The sequence below is a fragment of the Pseudomonas sp. GW822-FHT03F04 genome (genome assembly GCF_058801405.1).
In genome coordinates, this window is record NZ_JBXANF010000002.1 from 450,532 (window position 1) to 466,474 (window position 15,943).

Below are 15,943 nucleotides of genomic sequence, written 5' to 3' on the forward strand. Positions count from 1 at the left end.
AGGTGAACATGGGCACGCAACAACAGAACCTGACACCGGCCCAGGCCACAGCGGCCAGCTACGCCTTGCAAGTGTGCGCGGTGATCGACGAAACCGCCGATGCGCGCTCGCTGGTGCTGGACATACCGCCAGACCTGCGTGAGCGCTTTGGCTACAGACCGGGGCAGTTCCTGACGTTTCGCGTGCCCTGTGCCGGCAAGCTGCTGACCCGCTGCTATTCCATGGCCAGTTCGCCGTTGACCGATGAGCAACCCAAAGTCACGGTGAAACGGGTCGAGGGCGGCCGGGTGTCGAACCGAATGAACGAGGTATAGGTCGGTGACTGGCTGGACGTACTGCCGCCGGCCGGGCATTTTTGCCTTGATGAGCATCAACCGGATGACGACAAACCCCTGGTGCTGTTCGGCGGCGGGTCTGGCATCACCCCGGTGTTTTCCATTCTGAAATCGACGCTGCAACGCAGCCGGCGGCCGATCAAGTTGATCTACGCCAATCGCGATGAGGCATCGGTGATTTTCAAGGATGAGCTGCGGCAACTGGCGCAGTCCCATCCGGAACAACTGCAAGTGGTACACGCGCTCGACTCGGTGCAAGGCTTCCTGACCACCGCCCAAGTGCACCATTTGCTGAAAGGTTCTGCCGGCGGCGATTACTTCATCTGCGGCCCGGGCCCGTTCATGGACACCGTCGAACGAACCTTGCTGGAACTCGGTGAAGCGGCTGAACGCATCCACGTCGAACGCTTCGTCTCCCCGCCCGATCCCGACGAACTGCTGGCTGAAGAAGCCGCCGCCCGGCAAGCCTCTCTTGGCTCGCGCTGCGAATCGCTGGTGGTCGTGCTTGACGGTCAACAGCACGAAATTGCCTGTCAGCCCGGCGACACCCTGCTGCAAAGCTGCAAAGCCGCCGGCCTCGACGTGCCTTCGTCTTGCGAAGAAGGTTTTTGTGGCGCCTGCATGTGCGTCGTCGAGGAAGGCGAAACGCACATGGCCCGCAACGACGTGCTCAGCCCCAGAGAACTGGCCGAAGGCTGGACCCTGGCCTGCCAAAGCCGCCCGAACGGCGCACGGGTGCGCTTGAAGTTCCCGGATTGAGCGCCGGTCGAGAATAGTCTCAACGGACGATCTCCCGGGCGCGATCTGCAGTTAGACTCGGCCAGCCCATTGGCCCGAAAACAATAAAAGAGGTGCAGTTATGGCTCGTTTGCAAAACAAGGTCGCGGTGGTTACCGGCGGCGCATCGGGGATCGGTCTGGCCTGCGTGCGGCGCTTTGCCGCCGAAGGCGCGCAGGTTGTCGGCCTGGACATCGGCAATGCCCCGGAGGATTTTCCGGGCCTGTTCATGACGCTGGATGTGCGCGATGAAGCGCAGGTGCAACAGGTCATGCAGGAAGTCATCAACCACTTCGGTCACATCGACGTGCTGGTCAACGCGGCGGGTGTGGCCGACCAGGGCAGCGTCACCCAGACCAGCACCGCCAACTGGCAGCGGGTGCTGGACATCAACCTGACCGGCAGCATGCTCACCAGCAAGTACGCGCTGGCATCGATGGAACCCCGGCGCAGCGGTTCGATCATCAACATCGGCTCAATCTTCGGCCTCCAGGGTTGCGACGGCAACGTTGCGTACAACGTGTCCAAGGGCGGCATCAACCAACTGACGCGCTCGATGGCGATCGACTTCGGTTACGCCAATATTCGCGTCAACGGCTTGTGCCCCGGCCTGATCGAAACCCCGATGACCAGCATGGTCCGCGAGCACGAAGCCTTCCACGCCTTCTTCGCCTCGCAACACATGCTCAATCGCTCCGGGCAGCCGGAAGAAGTGGCCAACGTCGCCCTGTTCCTGGCCTCAGACGAAGCGTCCTTTGTCAGTGGCCAGATGATTGCCGTGGACGGCGGTTTCTCCGCCGGCCGCCGCTTCGCCCCGCCCGCCGTCTGATTTTCCTTGCCGGGCGCCTGCCCGGCACACCCCTTTCTTCCGCACCTGTCCTCTGGCCGAGGAGGCCCCATGCTGCCTGTCGAAAACGCACTGACCATCGTCCAACTGTTCGCCAACGCTGCCCGCAATTATGGCGACCGCCCGGCCATCGAGGATGACGGACGCTCGATCAGCTACCGGCAACTCGATCAACTGCGCGGCCAGGCTGCCCGGGCACTATTGGCGTTGAACGTCCAGCCTGGCGACCGCGTGGCGATCTGGGCACCGAATATCTGGGAATGGATTGTCGCCGCCGGTGCACTGCAAAGCGTCGGCGCCGCGCTGGTGCCGCTCAATACGCGCATGAAAGGCAGCGAGGCGGGTTTCATCCTGCGTCAGAGCGGCGCCTGCGTGCTGTTTGCCATCGGCGAGTTCCTGGGCGCCGACTATCCGCGCATGCTCGCCGCCGAAGACCTGCCGGCGCTGCGCCACATCGTCTCGTTGCGCAGCAGCGAACCGGGCACGCTGGGCTGGGACGCGTTCCTGGCGCTGGCCAGCGACGTGTCGCCGGAAGCTCTTCAATCACGCGAACTGGCGCTCGGCCCGCAAGATCTCTCCGACCTGCTGTTCACCTCGGGCACCACAGGCAAACCCAAAGGCGTGATGAGCAATCACGGGCAAACCCTGCGGGTGGTGCGCGACTGGAGTGAGGTGGTCGGTTTGCACGAGGGCGATCGCTACCTGATCGTCAATCCGTTCTTCCATTCGTTCGGTTACAAGGCCGGCTGGCTGGCGGCGCTGATGCGCGGCTGCACCATCGTGCCGCAGCAAATCTTCGACGTGCAGGCGGTGCTCGAATGTGTGCAGCGCGAGCGGATCACCGTGCTGCCCGGACCGCCGACCCTCTATCAATCCTTGCTCGCCCATCCGCAGCGCGATGCATTCGACCTGACGTCCTTGCGCATTGCGGTCACCGGGGCTGCGACGATTCCGGTGGAGATGATCCGGCGCATGCGCGATGAGCTGGGTTTCGCCACCATCGTCACTGCGTACGGCCTGACCGAAACCTGCGGTTTTGCCACGATCTGTCGGCCGGGGGACTCACTGGAATTGCTCGCGTCCACCAGCGGCCGGGCCATGCCGGGGGTGGAAGTGCGTTGCATCGGCGCCAACGGTCGCAGCCAGCCGGTGAACGTCCCCGGCGAAATCCAGGTGCGCGGCTACAACCTGATGCAGGGCTACTTCAACGATCCGCAAGCCAGTCAGGAAGTCCTCGATGCCGACGGCTGGCTGCACACCGGTGATATCGGCGTGCTCGACGAACAGGGTTATCTGCGCATCACCGATCGCCTGAAGGACATGTTCATCACCGGCGGTTTCAACGTCTATCCGGCGGAAATCGAACACTGCCTGCTGGGTTATCCCGGCGTGGCGCAGGTGGCGGTGATCGGCATTCCGGATGAGCGTCTGGGCGAAGTGGCCATGGCCTTTCTGCTGCCGGCGCCGGGTGTCGAGATCGAGCAGGCCCGATTCCTCGCCTGGTGCCGTGAGCAGATGGCCAACTACAAGGTGCCGCGCCGGGTGCAGGTGCTGGAGAGCATGCCGCTGAACGCGGCGGGGAAAGTGACCAAGAATGTGTTGCGGGAGTGGGCGTTGAGCTGAGCTCTTTCCTCCAGTGGGAGCCCACTGGAGGAATGACCTTCAAATCACCCGGGCCGGATGCTGTTGGCGCGGGTCGCCCAGCAGGGCGCGATGAGATGGCGGCTGACGGCCGCCGTCTTCGCTGATGCCGTAACCGGCAGCGATTTCGGCAGTGATCAGCGTCTGCCCCGAGAGCGCCATCAACTGCGGATCATTGAGCAAGGCATGAATCACCCGGCCATTGAATTGCGGGGTTTCGGCGTGCGCCAGAAAAGCCTTGTACTGCTCGCCATGCTGTTCGCCGGCAATCCGCGTGCGCTCGGTCAACTGCGGCCCGAGCCACATCGATAACGCCGCCACGCCACGGCCCTCGAAATCGATGGCCATGTCCGCCGCCAGTTTGTCGCAACCGGCCTTTTGCGCACCGTACGCCGGGCCGTGCATGTAGCAGCCGCCGCCAAACGACGAAGTAAAGCAGATAAGTCCCTGCGCGCTGTTTAACAACAGCGGTGCGGCGTGGTAGCTGGCGATGTACGCCGAGCGCAGGCCGACGTCGAGGATGCGCACCAGGTCCAGCGGCTTTTCCCAGAACGGCCCCGGCTCGATCAACTGGTCATGAATGAACGCGGCATTGTTCACCAGCAGCTCCAGTCTCCCGCACTCCCGTTCGACCTGGGCGAACAGCGCCGCAACCTGCCCATCGTCGGCATGATCACAGACCACCGCGACGCCCTCTCCGCCCGCCGCTGTAATTGCGGCGGCCGTGTCGTCCAGTGAGCTGTTCAAGGCCTGTCCATATAGATGCGCGCCTGCAGATTCCGGCGCACGCCCGGTGACGTAAACCCGCATGCCTGCCGCACCCAGTGCCAGGGCAATGCCCTGGCCGACGCCGCGACTGGCGCCGGTCACCACTGCCACTTGCCGATTCATTTGACGCTCCCGAACTGACTGATCACCGAGCCGCTTTTCTGGCTCTGACGATGAATGTGGTTGGCTGCCAGATAACCGAAGGTCATCGCCGGGCCGATGGTGGAACCGGCTCCCGGATAGGTGCGGCCCATCATCGACGCGGCGCTGTTGCCGATGGCGTACAAGCCTTTGATTGGCTGGCCATCCTCGTGCAAGACCCGGGCGTGAACGTCGGTGAGCAAACCGCCCTTCGTGCCGATGTCGCCGGCGTCAATGCGCACGGCGTAGAACGGCCCTTTGAACAACGGCGCCAGACACGGATTGGGCTGCACGTTCGGGTCACCGTAGTAGCGATCGAACAGCGATTCACCCTTGTGAAAGTCTTCGTCGTAGCCGCGCACCGCCATGCCGTTGAAGCGCTGCACCGTGCGCAGCAGCCCCGCCGCATCGACGCCGATGTTCTCCGCCAGGGTTTGCAGATCCGGTGCCTTGAAAAAGTAATCACGCAAGTGCTCGGGCAGTTGCCAGTCGCGCTGGGCATACCCCGGCAACAACGCGCCGCAGGGGTATTTGCGGCGAAACTCGGCATCGAACACCATCCAGCACGGCACACTGACGGCGCCTTCGCGGTTGTTGGCGTACATCGCGTAAACGATGTCGGTGTACGGCGCGGCTTCGTTGACGAAACGTTCGCCCGCCGAGTTGACCAGTACGCAACCGGGCAACGTCCGCTCGACGAACATCGCCCGTTGTTTTTCCTCGCCGCGAACGTGGGTGGTCGGCGCCCACCAGCTGTGTTCCATCAGCGCCGTGCGTGCGCCGATGGCCTGGCCTGCACGAATGCCGTCGCCGGTATTATGCGGCGGCGTGGCACTCCAGGTAGTCAGCGAGGGTTGCGGCAGATACTGGGTGCGCATCGTCTGATTCCGTTCAAAACCACCAGCGGCGATGATCACGCCGTAGCGCGCCTTGACGTTCAGACGTTGCCCCTCGCGGCAGACCCGCGCACCGCCGACCCGGTCGCCGACAATCAGCAGTTCTTCCAGCCCACAGTTGAGCCACAGCGATTTGCCGCGATCCAGTAAGGAACAGCGCAAGGCCCCGATCAAGGCATTGCCCAACGTCAGGTAACGATCCCGCTTCGACAGCCGCCGCCCCTCGCGGTCGCGCCAGTAACGCCACATGACCTTCAGCGTCAGGCGCAACCAGCCGGGGCCACGGCACAGCAGCACCTGCGCCTCTTTCATGGTCATCGCCATGCGTCCCATCATCAACGTGCCGGGGGATGGCGCACGCATGCGCAGAAACTCCTCACCCAGCTCGGCGGCGTCGAACGGTTGCGGGTCCATCGAGCGATAGCCGGGTTTGCCGCCTTCGATTTCCGGGTAGTAATCGGCGTAGCGCGCTTGTGCCTCGAAGCGCACGCGGGTCTTTTGTTCGAGGTATTCGACCATCGCCTTGCCGTGCTCGACATAGGCTTCGATGCGCCCGTCGTCGATCTCGCCGTGGGTCACCGCGCGAATATAGGCAATCGCTTCGGCGGCGCTGTCGCTGCCCCCCAGGGCCTCGATCCGGTGATTGCCGGGGATCCAGATCCCGCCGCCGGACACCGCCGAGGTGCCGCCGTACTCGTTGCTCTTTTCGATCAGCAACACGTTCAGTCCCAGGTCGTGAGCGCGCAGCGCCGCGGTCATCCCGCCCGCTCCGGAACCCACCACCAGCACATCGCAGCACTCATCCCATTTGATCTCGGCAGCTTTCATGCGATCACCCTTGCTCAGCGCCCTCAAGGCAAAAACCGCCGGCCGGATCTTCGTCCGGCGCGGTCGGTCTCGGGATTGTTGGGCGCGTGTGCCGGGTGGTCATCGTCCGATGGGACTAAGGGTCACGCACCCCGCTCCCGTGCAAATCGCTTAGTCCGCTTGGACGATGTTGCGCCCGGTGCGTGACCGCATAGTCGCCCACGGCACCACTTCCCCCCTGAAATGCAGGTCGGGCAGGTCCGACCTGGGCATGAGGACGACATGATAAAAACAATAATCGCCCCACAATCGCTACACCCTCGCGTACAGCTGGCCGTGTTGTTGCTGGCCGGTGGACTGGGCAGCCAGGCCAGCGCGATGACCTTCCAGCCGAGCGAGGATCTGAGCGTCGACTGGGACACCACGCTGACCTACAGCCTCGCCTGGCGGACCGAGGCACGCGATCACAAACTGACGGCCAACGCCGACGCCAATGACGGCGACAATGCGTTTTCCAAAGGCAGCCTGATCAACAACCGCGCCGGTTTCCTCACCGAAGCCAACATCAAATGGCAGGACGATTACGGCGTGTTCGTACGAGCCACGGGCTTCTACGACAACGTCTACGATCAGGACAACGACAACAACACCGGCACCTCGAACTGTTTTGCCGGTGGTCATTGCAACCGGCCGGACCGTTTCTCCCAGGACACCATCGATCAGCACCGCAACGAACTGCGCATGCTCGATTACTACGCCTACGGCACCTGGGATCTGGGCGGGCACAACCTCAATGCGCGGCTGGGTAATCAGGTGGTCAGCTGGGGTGAAAGCCTGTTCTATCCCGGCATTTCGGCGGCGCAGAGCCCGGTGGACGCGACCAAGTCGACCACGCCGGGGGTCGAGGTCAAGGAAATCCTCCTGCCGGTCGGGCAACTGTTCACCCAGTTCAGCCTGACCGACAGCCTCGATATCCAGGCCTACTACCAATACAAATGGGAAAAGACCCAGTTGTTCGGGGTCGGCAGCTACTTCTCCACCACCGACTACATCGACGAGGGCGGCTACAACGACGCCAGCGGTTTCGTGACGCGTCTGGCCAACGACAAACCGAGCAATCAGGGCCAGTACGGTGTGGCCTTCACCTACGCCGCCGAGTCGCTGAACAACACCGAGTTCGGCATTTACTACTCGCGTTATCACGACAAGACGCCGTCGCTGGACTTCCAGTCCGAGCTGGGGCGCTACCGTGCGGTGTACTTCGACAACATCGACCTGTTCGGCGCCAGTTTCTCCACGGTGATCGGCGATGTCAGCTGGGCCGGTGAAGTCAGCTACCGCGACGGTGCGCCGGTGATGGTCAACAACGGTTTCTCCAGCGCGGTACGCGGCAAGACCATGCAAGCGCAGTCGTCGATGATCTACGTGCTCGGCCCGACCTCGTTCGCCGACAACACCACCCTGACCGGCGAAGTCGTCTACAACACCGTGATCAGCAACGACAAGTCAGCGCCGGTGACCCTGGCGCCGGGCTTCACGTTGCCGGGCACCGACAGTCTGGTCTACGACCGCGAAGCCTGGGGTTACACCGCGCAGGTCAGCTTCGATTACAACGACGTGTTCAGCGGCTGGGACATGTCAGTGCCGATCACCTACAGCACCGCTGCCCACGGCGACAGCTCGATTGTCGGCTCGATCAACCAGGGCGAAGGCGACGACCGCGCCAGCATCGGCAGCTCGTGGCGCTACCTGGGCAACTTCACCGTCGAAGCCCGTTACAACGCCTACCTGGGCAATGCCAACAACAGCCCGTTGGCCGACCGCGACAACGTCGCCCTCAACTTCAAATACCGGTTCTGATTCCCCTGTCGGAGGAGCACAGCATGTCTCGATTCACCCAAACGTTATTGAGCACGGCGCTGACTGTCGGCCTGCTCGGCAGTGGCCTGACCTACGCCAAGGTCAGCCCCGAAGAGGCCGCGCGACTGGGCCAGGACCTGACCCCGATGGGCGCCGAAAAGGCTGGCAACGCCGACGGCAGCATTCCGGCCTGGAGCGGCAAGTGGCGTGGTCTGCCACCGGGTCTGAAGTTTTCGGGGCCCGGCACGCCGTACCCGGACCCGTACGCGGCGGAAAAACCGCTGTTCATCATCGATTCGAAGAACATGGACAAGTACGCCGAGAACCTGTCCGACGGTGAGAAAGCGCTGCTCAAGCGCTACCCGGAAACATTCAAGATCCCGGTGTACCCGAGCCATCGCGACTTCCGCGCCGATCAGCGTCTGGAAGACCTGATCAAGAAAAACGCGGTGACCGCCGAACTCGACAACGACAACAACGACACCAAGAACGCCTGGGGCGCCTCGCCGTTTCCGATTCCGAAAAACGGCAGCGAGTTGATGTTCAACCACACTCTGCAAGGGCGTGCCAACACCGAAGAGGCCAACTATGGCCAGGCGGTGGTGTACGCCAACAAGGAAAAAGTGCTTGAAGAGGTCAACTACAAGATCTTCTCGATCTGGTCCAGCCCGGACAAGAACCTCGACAGCGCCAACGGCATCCTGACCAACTTCCTGATCACCACCCTGGAACCGGTGCGCAAGAAAGGCGAGATCGTCGTCGGTCACGAGTTCATCAACCCGACAGCCTCGCCGCGTCAGGCCTGGCAGTACAGCCCCGGCCAGCGCCGCGTTCGTCGCGCCCCCACTGTCGGCTATGACTCGCCGACCGGCGCCGGCGGCTTCCGGGTGTACGACGAAGACCGCTTGTTCAACGGTGCGCCGGACCGCTACAACTGGACCATCGTCGGCAAAAAGGAACTCTACATTCCGTACCACAACTACAAGATCGACGACCCGAGCGTGACGGCCGACCAGATCCTGTCGACCACCGGCCACGTCGATCCGCAGTACATGCGCTACGAAAAACACCGAGTCTGGGTGCTGCAGGCAACGCTCAAGGAAGGCGCCCGCCACGTCTACGCCAAACGTGTGTTGTACCTCGACGAAGACACCTGGTCCGCGACCATGGCCGACAACTACGATGCCCGTGGCCAGTTGTGGCGTACCAACATGCAGACCTCGGTCTACGCCTATGACATCGAGCGCTACCACGCACGCCTCGGCATCTACCATGACCTGATCGCCGGCTCTTATCTGGTTGACCGTCTGCTGGTCGATCAAAAGCCTGCGAAGCTCAATGCCACCGCCTTCTCCGAAGACGAATTCACCCCTGGCAACCTGCGCAAACTCGGTACCCGCTGAACCCATGACGCCCTGACCGATTCATTCGGTCGGGGCGTTGTGCTTTTTTCAATCTGCACCTTTACGGAAACTGCCCATGAATAAACTGCTCACTGCGGCCCTCGCCGTGGCCGGCCTCGGTTTGTCGACGCAGGCCAGCGCCCTGAACATTTTGCTGACCAACGACGACGGCTGCCGCGCCCCCGGCATCGACGCGATGTATCGCGCACTGACCGCCGCCGGGCACACCGTCACCCTGGTCGGCCCGTTGAACGACAGCAGCGGCATCAGCGCCGCCAGCGTCGTGGTGCCAGGCGAGGCCTTGGCGGTGACCGAGCTTGCGCCCGGCAGATTCTGCGTCGGCCCGCCCGATGGCTACACCCCGCCGACCGGCAAGACCTCGGCCATCGGCACGCCGGTGGATGCGGTCAACGTGGGGCTGGATGTGCTGCTCAAGGACACGCCACCGGATCTGGTGGTGTCCGGCATCAACTTCGGTGAGAACGTCGGCCCGCTGACGCAGATGTCCGGCACTCTGAACGCCGCCATTCGGGCCATGTTCAAAGGCGTTCCGGCCGTGGCAGTGTCGACGGCCATCGACATGGACCTGATCATGCGCGACCAACAGGCCGGCTACCGCAAGACCCTGGGCGCCATGGACGACACCGCGAAGTTTGCGGTGAAGGTCATCGAACAGGCCCATCGGAACTGCGCTAAACACAGCTGCAAACTGAATGTGCTCGGACTGCCGGGCGTCAACGGGCTGAACCTCAACTACCCGGCGTTGCCTGCCAATCAAGTCAAAGGCGTGAGTTTTGCCCCGATCGGCAATTGGGACCGGGTGAACTTCACCTCACAGCGCGGCGCCGACGGTACGGTTCACGTCAACCTTGTCGCACCGCCAAAACCTACGGTCACCCAGCAGCAGGCCGATGCGTATCAGCTGTGGCAAGGGCATGCAGTGATTACGGTGATCGCCGGCAATATGAGCGCGCCGCCGGCGGTGCAGGATCAGGCGAAGAAAATGCTCAAAAGCGTCCAGCCTTGAAACGACACAACCCCTGCAGGTCATCACCCGCAGGGGTTGAACGGTTTTCAGACGGCAGATTGGAACGGGATGAATTCAGTGACTTCGAGATCGAACCCCGACACCGCTTTGTAGGGCACTGGAGAACTCATCAGGCGCATCTTGCGCACGTTCTGATCACGCAGTATCTGCGCGCCGATGCCCAACGTACGATGCGGAAAATGCGGCGGCCGCGACTTGCCACCGCTGCGCTGACGCAATTGCTCGAGCACACCTTCAGCAGTTTCTTTCTGCGCCAATAACACCAGCACACCGCATTCGGCCGCCGCGATGCACGCCAGCGAACGTTCAAGGGTCCATTGCTGCGGTCCGTTTTCGCTTTCGCAGCCCAGGGCATCGCGCAGGGTTTCGATGCCTTGCACTCGCACCAGCACCGGTTGAGTGCTGTCGATCCGGCCTTTGACCAGCGCCAGATGCAGCGCGCCTTGATAAGTGTCCTGATACGCCGTCACCTGAAACTCGCCGTGGCGGGTCAGCAAGGGATACGCCTCGCCGCGTTCGATCGTGCCTTCGTGAAGGATGCGGTAGTGAATCAGCTCGGCAATGCTGCCGATGCACAGGCCATGGCGGCGGGCGAATTCGTGCAACTGCTCGCCACGGGCCAGTTCGCCGTCCTCGTCGAGAATGCCCACCAGTGTCGCCGCCGGTTGCAGGCCCGCGAGGCGGGTCAGGTCGCATGCCGCCTCGACATGCCCGGCCCGCTGCATGACGCCACCTGGCAAAGCCTGCACCGGAAAGATATGTCCCGGTTGCACCAGATCCGCCGGGACACTGGCCGGGTCGACTGCCACCTGAATCGAGCGCGCCCGATCGGCAGCACTGATCCCCGTGGACACACCGGTTGCGGCCTCGATCGAACGGGTAAACCCCACGCCATGCTGCGCCCGCGAATGGGGCACCATCAGGTCCAACCCCAGCTCGCGGCAGCGCTGCTCGGTCAGTGCCAGGCAGATCAAGCCGCGTGCCTGTACTGCCATGAAGGTTACCGCCTCGGCCCCGACCCGTTCGGCGGCCATCAGCAGTGAGCCTTCAGCGTTGTTTTCGTCATCGGTGATGACCACCATCTGTCCCGCCGCGATGGCTTCGAGCAGTTGCGGCACACTGTCGAACGCCAGACTCATTGCAGCGCCTCGCGCAGGTCGGCGGCCGCTTCGGACAACACCTGGGCGGCACCTTCGACAAACGGCGCCATGCTGATGAAACCGTGAATCATCCCTTCACAGCGCTGCACGCGCACGGGCACTTCGGCTGCACGCAAGCGCTCGGCGAACGCCTCGCCTTCGTCACGCAGCGGATCGAATTCGGCGGTGATCAGGGTCGTCGGCGGCAAATGCGCCACGCTTCCGGCACGCAATGGCGAAGCCAGCGGATCATCACCCTGCCCGTCTTTCTGCAAATACTGCTGCCAGAACCAGTTCATCATGGCGCCGGTAAGGAAGAAACCATCGGCAAATTCCCGGTAGGAATGGCTGTCGCAACGGGCGTCGGTGACGGGATAGAACAGGCATTGATAGCGGATCTTCGGCCCCTGCCGTTGCACCGCCAACTGACTGACCGCCAATGCCAGATTGCCCCCGGCGCTGTCCCCCGCCACCGCGAGCCGGCTGCCATCGACGCCCAGTTGCGCCGCGTGTTCCACCAGCCAGCAGGTCGCTCGGTAGCAATCCAGCGGCGCCGCCGGGAACGGGTGTTCCGGCGCCAGGCGATAAGCCACCGACACCACCACGGCGTCGGTCAGGTGGGCCAGCGAGCGGCACAGGTTGTCGTGAGTGTCGAGGTTACCGACGACAAAACCGCCGCCATGGAAATACACCAGCAACGGCAGATTGCCCTCTTTCGACGGCCGATACAGACGCGCATCCAGTTCGCCAATCGCACCCTCGACCCGCAAGTTGCGCACTTCGATCATCGGCACGCCCGGTATCGCCGGCTGCATGTTGTCGCAGAACTGCCGATATTGCGCGGCATCGAGCTGACTGTAATCGGGTGCCGGCAGGTCGCTGAATTGCTGGAGTATCAGCGCGATCTGTTTATCGAGCGGCATGGGCATCTTCCTCTACATCGGACAGTTTGAATTGTGGGTTGGACTCTTCCAGGATGCTCTGCACCCGTTGCTGCAGGGCCACTTTGAAGCCTTTGTGGGGAAAGACCCAGAAGCGCTTTTCGGCGATGGCGGCGAACACCTGTTCTGCGAGTACCGCAGGCGTCATGCCTTGACGGATGCTGCTGTCGAGCAATTGGCTGAAGGACGAACCGGCGCCGTCGACCACTTGGTTGGACGCCATGATTTCACTGACCACCGGCCCCGGACACACGACAGAAACCGACACAGGTGCACCGAGCAGGGTCAATTCGTAGTGCAGGGTTTCCGACAGCGCGACCACCGCCTGCTTGGTCACGTTGTAAGGCGCCATCAACGGGCTGCTGAGCAGACCGGCCAGTGACGCGGTGTTGATCACATGGGCCGCGCGGCCCTGACGCAGAAACAACGGCACGAAACAGCGAATGCCGTTGATGACCCCGCAAAGATTGACGTCGAGCATGCGCTGCCACTGCTGCGCGGTGATTTCCCAGCTGTGGCCGGTCTGCATCACCCCGGCATTGTTGAACAACAGATCGACCCCGCCAAACTGATCGAGGGCGACATCGCGCAAGCGCTCCACCTGTTCCAGATCGCCAACATCGGTGACACAGGCGACGGCCTGCGCTCCGCCGCTTCGCAGTTCAGCGCAGAGGTTCTCCAGCCGCGACGCATCGAGATCGGCCAGCACCAGGCGCATCCCCAACTTGGCCGCATGCTCGGCCAGCCCCCGGCCGATGCCACTGGCGGCACCGGTAATGACCGCGACCGGCCCTGATTGCTCATTCATTGCCTGCTCCTGACAAAAAGTCCGATGGCGTCAGTAGAGCGGGCGCCGGTCGGCCGGCCATCGTCCATTCAGACGATGCCCGCTTCTACAGGGGCGGCAGAATCTCCAGCAAGCTCAAACCCGTGAACCTGGGAGAATAACAAGATGAGTACCCTGCACCGTATCGAAGCCAAACTGCTGGAAGACCGCTACGCACGCGGCTGGCACTGCCTGGGCCTGGCCGCCCGCTACCGCGACGGCAAGGCCCACCGTCTGGACGTGTTCGGCACCCGACTGGTGGCGTTTCAGGGCGAGGACGGCGAGCTGCACATTCTCGACGGTTATTGCCCGCACATGGGCGCCGACCTCAGCACCGGTTGCATCGAAGGCAATTCGATTCGCTGCCCTTTCCACGCCTGGCGCTGGGGCGCCGACGGCGTTTGCGATGACATTCCCTACGCCAAGCGCATTCCGCCACGGGCCAAGCTCAAGAGCTGGCCGCTGATGGAGGAAAACCATCTGCTGTTCGTCTGGAACGACCCCGAAGGCAACCCGCCGCTGCCCGAGCAACGCATCCCGCGCATTGACGCCTGCTTCAGCGACGAATGGGCCGAGTGGGAGGTCGCTGAATTGCAGATCGACACCAACTGCCGCGAACTGATCGACAACGTCGCCGACATGGCGCACTTCGGCACGGTACACGGCGCGCCGGTCGAGGCCTTCAGCAACGTGTTCGAAGGCCACCTCGCCACGCAGATCATGAGCGCCCGCAGCGAGCGGCTGTCCGGCGACAGCGCGTTGAGCACCGTGGCGACTTATTACGGGCCGGCCTACCAGATCACCGAAATGACCGGTGCCATGAACGGTCAGCCGATCCACTCGATCCTGCTCAACTGCCATGTGCCGATCGACCTCGACAGTTTCACCCTGCGGTACGGCGTGCTGGTGAAAAAGATCCCGGGCTTGAGCGAAGAACAGAATCAGGCAATGGCCAAGGCCTATGTGCAACAGGCCCAGGAAGCCTTTTACGAAGACGTGTCGATCTGGCACAGCAAGACCCGCGTCGATAACCCGTTGCTCTGCGATGGCGATGGCCCGGTCTATCAATTGCGGCGCTGGTACGAGCAGTTCTACACCGACGTCGGTCTGCTTTCAGCGGATGTGCAGGACCAGAAAGAGTTCATCGTGCGGGCTCGCGAACAGGCCTGATCACGGGGCTGTCGCAATTTTGCGCCTGGCCGGCCGCCGCCGGTCAGGCCTCGTGCCCGGGCGTTGCAAGTGGTCGATACAGGCGCTTATTCTCGGGCACCGCAAACCACTAATAATAAGAACGGGTTTCCCATGCAGCAGAGCCTCAGCCTCGACACGTTCAGCGATCTCATCGGCAACCTGTATCAGGGGCCGCTGGAAACCATTCCCTGGGCGACCTTTCTCAACCAGCTCAACGTTTACCTGAAAAGCAAGTACGTGACCTTCATCCTGCGGCCGCCCAGCACCCATGTGGACGGACTGATGGTCAACACCACCGGCACCTCCACCGAAGCGGTCGCCTCGTACAACACGCACTTTTTCACCCTCGACCCCTTCGTCGGCCTGCCCAACCGTCAGGTGGTGACCCTCGCCGAATTCGTCTCCAGCGATGACTGGCAGAAATCCGAGTTCTACAAGAACTTTCTCGAAGCGGTGGACGTGTTCCATATCCTCGGCGCCGACATCAACACCTGCGACGGCGCCCAGTGCCGGATCCGCATCAGTCGCGGCCGGGATGACAAGCCTTTTGGCGATGAAGAGAAAACCCTGCTCGCGCATTTCATTCCGCACCTCGAGCGCTCGATCAAGGTTCACATGCAGCTCAACCGCATTGAGGTCGAACGCAACCTCTACGCCGGTGCGGTGAATCAGATGGCGGTCGGCACGATCATCCTCGACGAAGCCGGCAAAGTGCTGCAGACCAACCAGGTGGCCGACCGGTTGATCCAGGAAAAGGACGGCATCAAACTGGTCAACGATGGCCTGCAGGTCGGTACGGACCGCGACACGCAAGAGTTTCGCCGCTTGGTCAAACAGTCGCTGCTCTCGCAGAAAAGCAGCAACCCGTCGATGGTCGAGGCGCTGCGCGTGCAACGGCCGTCCGGGCGGGCTGACTTGGGCATCATCGTGCGCTCGGTGCCGCTGTCGGAGTGGAGCGAAGGCAAACAGTGCCCGACCGTGGTGATTTTCATCAGCGACCCGGAGCAACAGTCCACCGCGCCCCAGGAGATCGTCCGCGCCCTGTTTGACTTCACACCGGCCGAGACCCAACTGGCCATGTTGCTGGCCAACGGGCTGACCCTCGACGAAGCCTCGGAAGAACTGGGCATCAGCCGCAACACGGCGCGCGCCCACCTGCGCTCGACCTTCTCCAAGACCGGCGTAACCCGCCAGACCATGCTCGTGCGCCTGATCCTGCGCAGTGTGGCCACCCTCGGCTGACACCCTTCCCGCGCCATCGTCCGCCCGGGCGATGGCTTATTTGCCTGACTAGTCCATTCAGACGAAGCCGAATATCTCGCG

The 15,943-nt window shown here is 62.7% G+C and carries 12 protein-coding genes and 1 pseudogene; 8 read left to right on the top strand and 5 right to left on the bottom strand.

Annotated features, from left to right (window positions below; genetic code table 11):
- Positions 1-8 precede the first annotated feature (8 nt).
- From AC1RMX_RS05695 to AC1RMX_RS05705, 3 genes and pseudogenes are all read left to right on the top strand, one after another.
- A pseudogene (locus tag AC1RMX_RS05695) lies at positions 9-1,094 on the top strand (2Fe-2S iron-sulfur cluster-binding protein).
- A 100-nt stretch (positions 1,095-1,194) separates the two neighbouring features.
- The gene (locus AC1RMX_RS05700) at positions 1,195-1,941 is read left to right on the top strand and encodes an SDR family NAD(P)-dependent oxidoreductase (RefSeq protein ID WP_096821405.1); all 747 of its coding nucleotides are present in this window, start codon (positions 1,195-1,197) and stop codon (positions 1,939-1,941) included.
- Between the two features lie 69 nt (positions 1,942-2,010).
- Positions 2,011-3,582: a FadD3 family acyl-CoA ligase gene (locus AC1RMX_RS05705; RefSeq protein ID WP_493070946.1), complete on the top strand. Its 1,572-nt coding sequence runs from the start codon at positions 2,011-2,013 to the stop codon at positions 3,580-3,582.
- Between the two features lie 39 nt (positions 3,583-3,621).
- Here AC1RMX_RS05705 and AC1RMX_RS05710 read toward each other — a convergent pair whose 3' ends face one another.
- Positions 3,622-4,491 (bottom strand): SDR family NAD(P)-dependent oxidoreductase, encoded by an 870-nt coding sequence (locus AC1RMX_RS05710; RefSeq protein WP_493070948.1) that lies wholly within the window; start codon positions 4,489-4,491, stop codon positions 3,622-3,624.
- On the bottom strand, positions 4,488-6,233 hold the full coding sequence (locus AC1RMX_RS05715) for an FAD-dependent oxidoreductase (RefSeq protein ID WP_493070950.1): 1,746 nt from the start codon (positions 6,231-6,233) through the stop codon (positions 4,488-4,490). The genes AC1RMX_RS05710 and AC1RMX_RS05715 overlap by 4 nt, the downstream gene beginning before the upstream one ends.
- Before the next feature lie 261 nt (positions 6,234-6,494).
- Here AC1RMX_RS05715 and AC1RMX_RS05720 point away from each other — a divergent pair, with 261 nt between their 5' ends.
- From AC1RMX_RS05720 to surE, 3 genes are all read left to right on the top strand, one after another.
- A complete protein-coding gene (locus AC1RMX_RS05720) occupies positions 6,495-8,072 on the top strand; it encodes a DUF1302 domain-containing protein (protein ID WP_192558019.1) in 1,578 nt (525 codons plus the stop codon).
- 23 nt (positions 8,073-8,095) lie between these two features.
- Positions 8,096-9,475, top strand: a complete 1,380-nt coding sequence (locus AC1RMX_RS05725) for a DUF1329 domain-containing protein (protein ID WP_493070952.1) — start codon at positions 8,096-8,098, stop codon at positions 9,473-9,475.
- 76 nt (positions 9,476-9,551) lie between these two features.
- A complete protein-coding gene (gene surE, locus AC1RMX_RS05730; protein WP_493070954.1) occupies positions 9,552-10,502 on the top strand; it encodes a 5'/3'-nucleotidase SurE in 951 nt (316 codons plus the stop codon).
- A 47-nt stretch (positions 10,503-10,549) separates the two neighbouring features.
- Here surE and ribB read toward each other — a convergent pair whose 3' ends face one another.
- From ribB to AC1RMX_RS05745, 3 genes are read right to left on the bottom strand one after another with little or no spacing between them, the layout of a single operon-like run.
- Positions 10,550-11,662, bottom strand: a complete 1,113-nt coding sequence (ribB, locus tag AC1RMX_RS05735) for a 3,4-dihydroxy-2-butanone-4-phosphate synthase (RefSeq protein ID WP_493070956.1) — start codon at positions 11,660-11,662, stop codon at positions 10,550-10,552.
- Positions 11,659-12,585: a LipP1 family hormone-sensitive lipase gene (gene lipP1, locus AC1RMX_RS05740; RefSeq protein ID WP_493070958.1), complete on the bottom strand. Its 927-nt coding sequence runs from the start codon at positions 12,583-12,585 to the stop codon at positions 11,659-11,661. The genes ribB and lipP1 overlap by 4 nt, the downstream gene beginning before the upstream one ends.
- Positions 12,572-13,411: an SDR family NAD(P)-dependent oxidoreductase gene (locus AC1RMX_RS05745; RefSeq protein ID WP_493070960.1), complete on the bottom strand. Its 840-nt coding sequence runs from the start codon at positions 13,409-13,411 to the stop codon at positions 12,572-12,574. Before AC1RMX_RS05745 ends, lipP1 begins: the two co-directional genes overlap by 14 nt.
- 144 nt (positions 13,412-13,555) lie before the next feature.
- Between AC1RMX_RS05745 and AC1RMX_RS05750 the strand changes: the two genes are divergently transcribed.
- Positions 13,556-14,599 carry a 3-ketosteroid-9-alpha-monooxygenase, oxygenase component gene (locus tag AC1RMX_RS05750; RefSeq protein ID WP_192558025.1) on the top strand — a complete coding sequence of 348 codons (1,044 nt, stop codon included), beginning with the start codon at positions 13,556-13,558 and terminating at the stop codon, positions 14,597-14,599.
- Positions 14,600-14,731: 132 nt separating this feature from the next.
- The gene (locus AC1RMX_RS05755; RefSeq protein WP_007951349.1) at positions 14,732-15,862 is read left to right on the top strand and encodes a helix-turn-helix transcriptional regulator; all 1,131 of its coding nucleotides are present in this window, start codon (positions 14,732-14,734) and stop codon (positions 15,860-15,862) included.
- The last annotated feature ends 81 nt before the right edge of the window (positions 15,863-15,943 follow it).

Coding starts and splice junctions, on each gene's coding strand:
- lipP1 (WP_493070958.1), bottom strand. CDS start 12,585: ATGCCGCTCGATAAACAGATCGCGCTGATACTCCAGCAATTCAGCGAC.
- AC1RMX_RS05705 (WP_493070946.1), top strand. CDS start 2,011: ATGCTGCCTGTCGAAAACGCACTGACCATCGTCCAACTGTTCGCCAAC.
- AC1RMX_RS05700 (WP_096821405.1), top strand. CDS start 1,195: ATGGCTCGTTTGCAAAACAAGGTCGCGGTGGTTACCGGCGGCGCATCG.
- AC1RMX_RS05755 (WP_007951349.1), top strand. CDS start 14,732: ATGCAGCAGAGCCTCAGCCTCGACACGTTCAGCGATCTCATCGGCAAC.
- surE (WP_493070954.1), top strand. CDS start 9,552: ATGAATAAACTGCTCACTGCGGCCCTCGCCGTGGCCGGCCTCGGTTTG.
- AC1RMX_RS05745 (WP_493070960.1), bottom strand. CDS start 13,411: ATGAATGAGCAATCAGGGCCGGTCGCGGTCATTACCGGTGCCGCCAGT.
- AC1RMX_RS05710 (WP_493070948.1), bottom strand. CDS start 4,491: ATGAATCGGCAAGTGGCAGTGGTGACCGGCGCCAGTCGCGGCGTCGGC.
- AC1RMX_RS05715 (WP_493070950.1), bottom strand. CDS start 6,233: ATGAAAGCTGCCGAGATCAAATGGGATGAGTGCTGCGATGTGCTGGTG.
- ribB (WP_493070956.1), bottom strand. CDS start 11,662: ATGAGTCTGGCGTTCGACAGTGTGCCGCAACTGCTCGAAGCCATCGCG.
- AC1RMX_RS05750 (WP_192558025.1), top strand. CDS start 13,556: ATGAGTACCCTGCACCGTATCGAAGCCAAACTGCTGGAAGACCGCTAC.
- AC1RMX_RS05725 (WP_493070952.1), top strand. CDS start 8,096: ATGTCTCGATTCACCCAAACGTTATTGAGCACGGCGCTGACTGTCGGC.
- AC1RMX_RS05720 (WP_192558019.1), top strand. CDS start 6,495: ATGATAAAAACAATAATCGCCCCACAATCGCTACACCCTCGCGTACAG.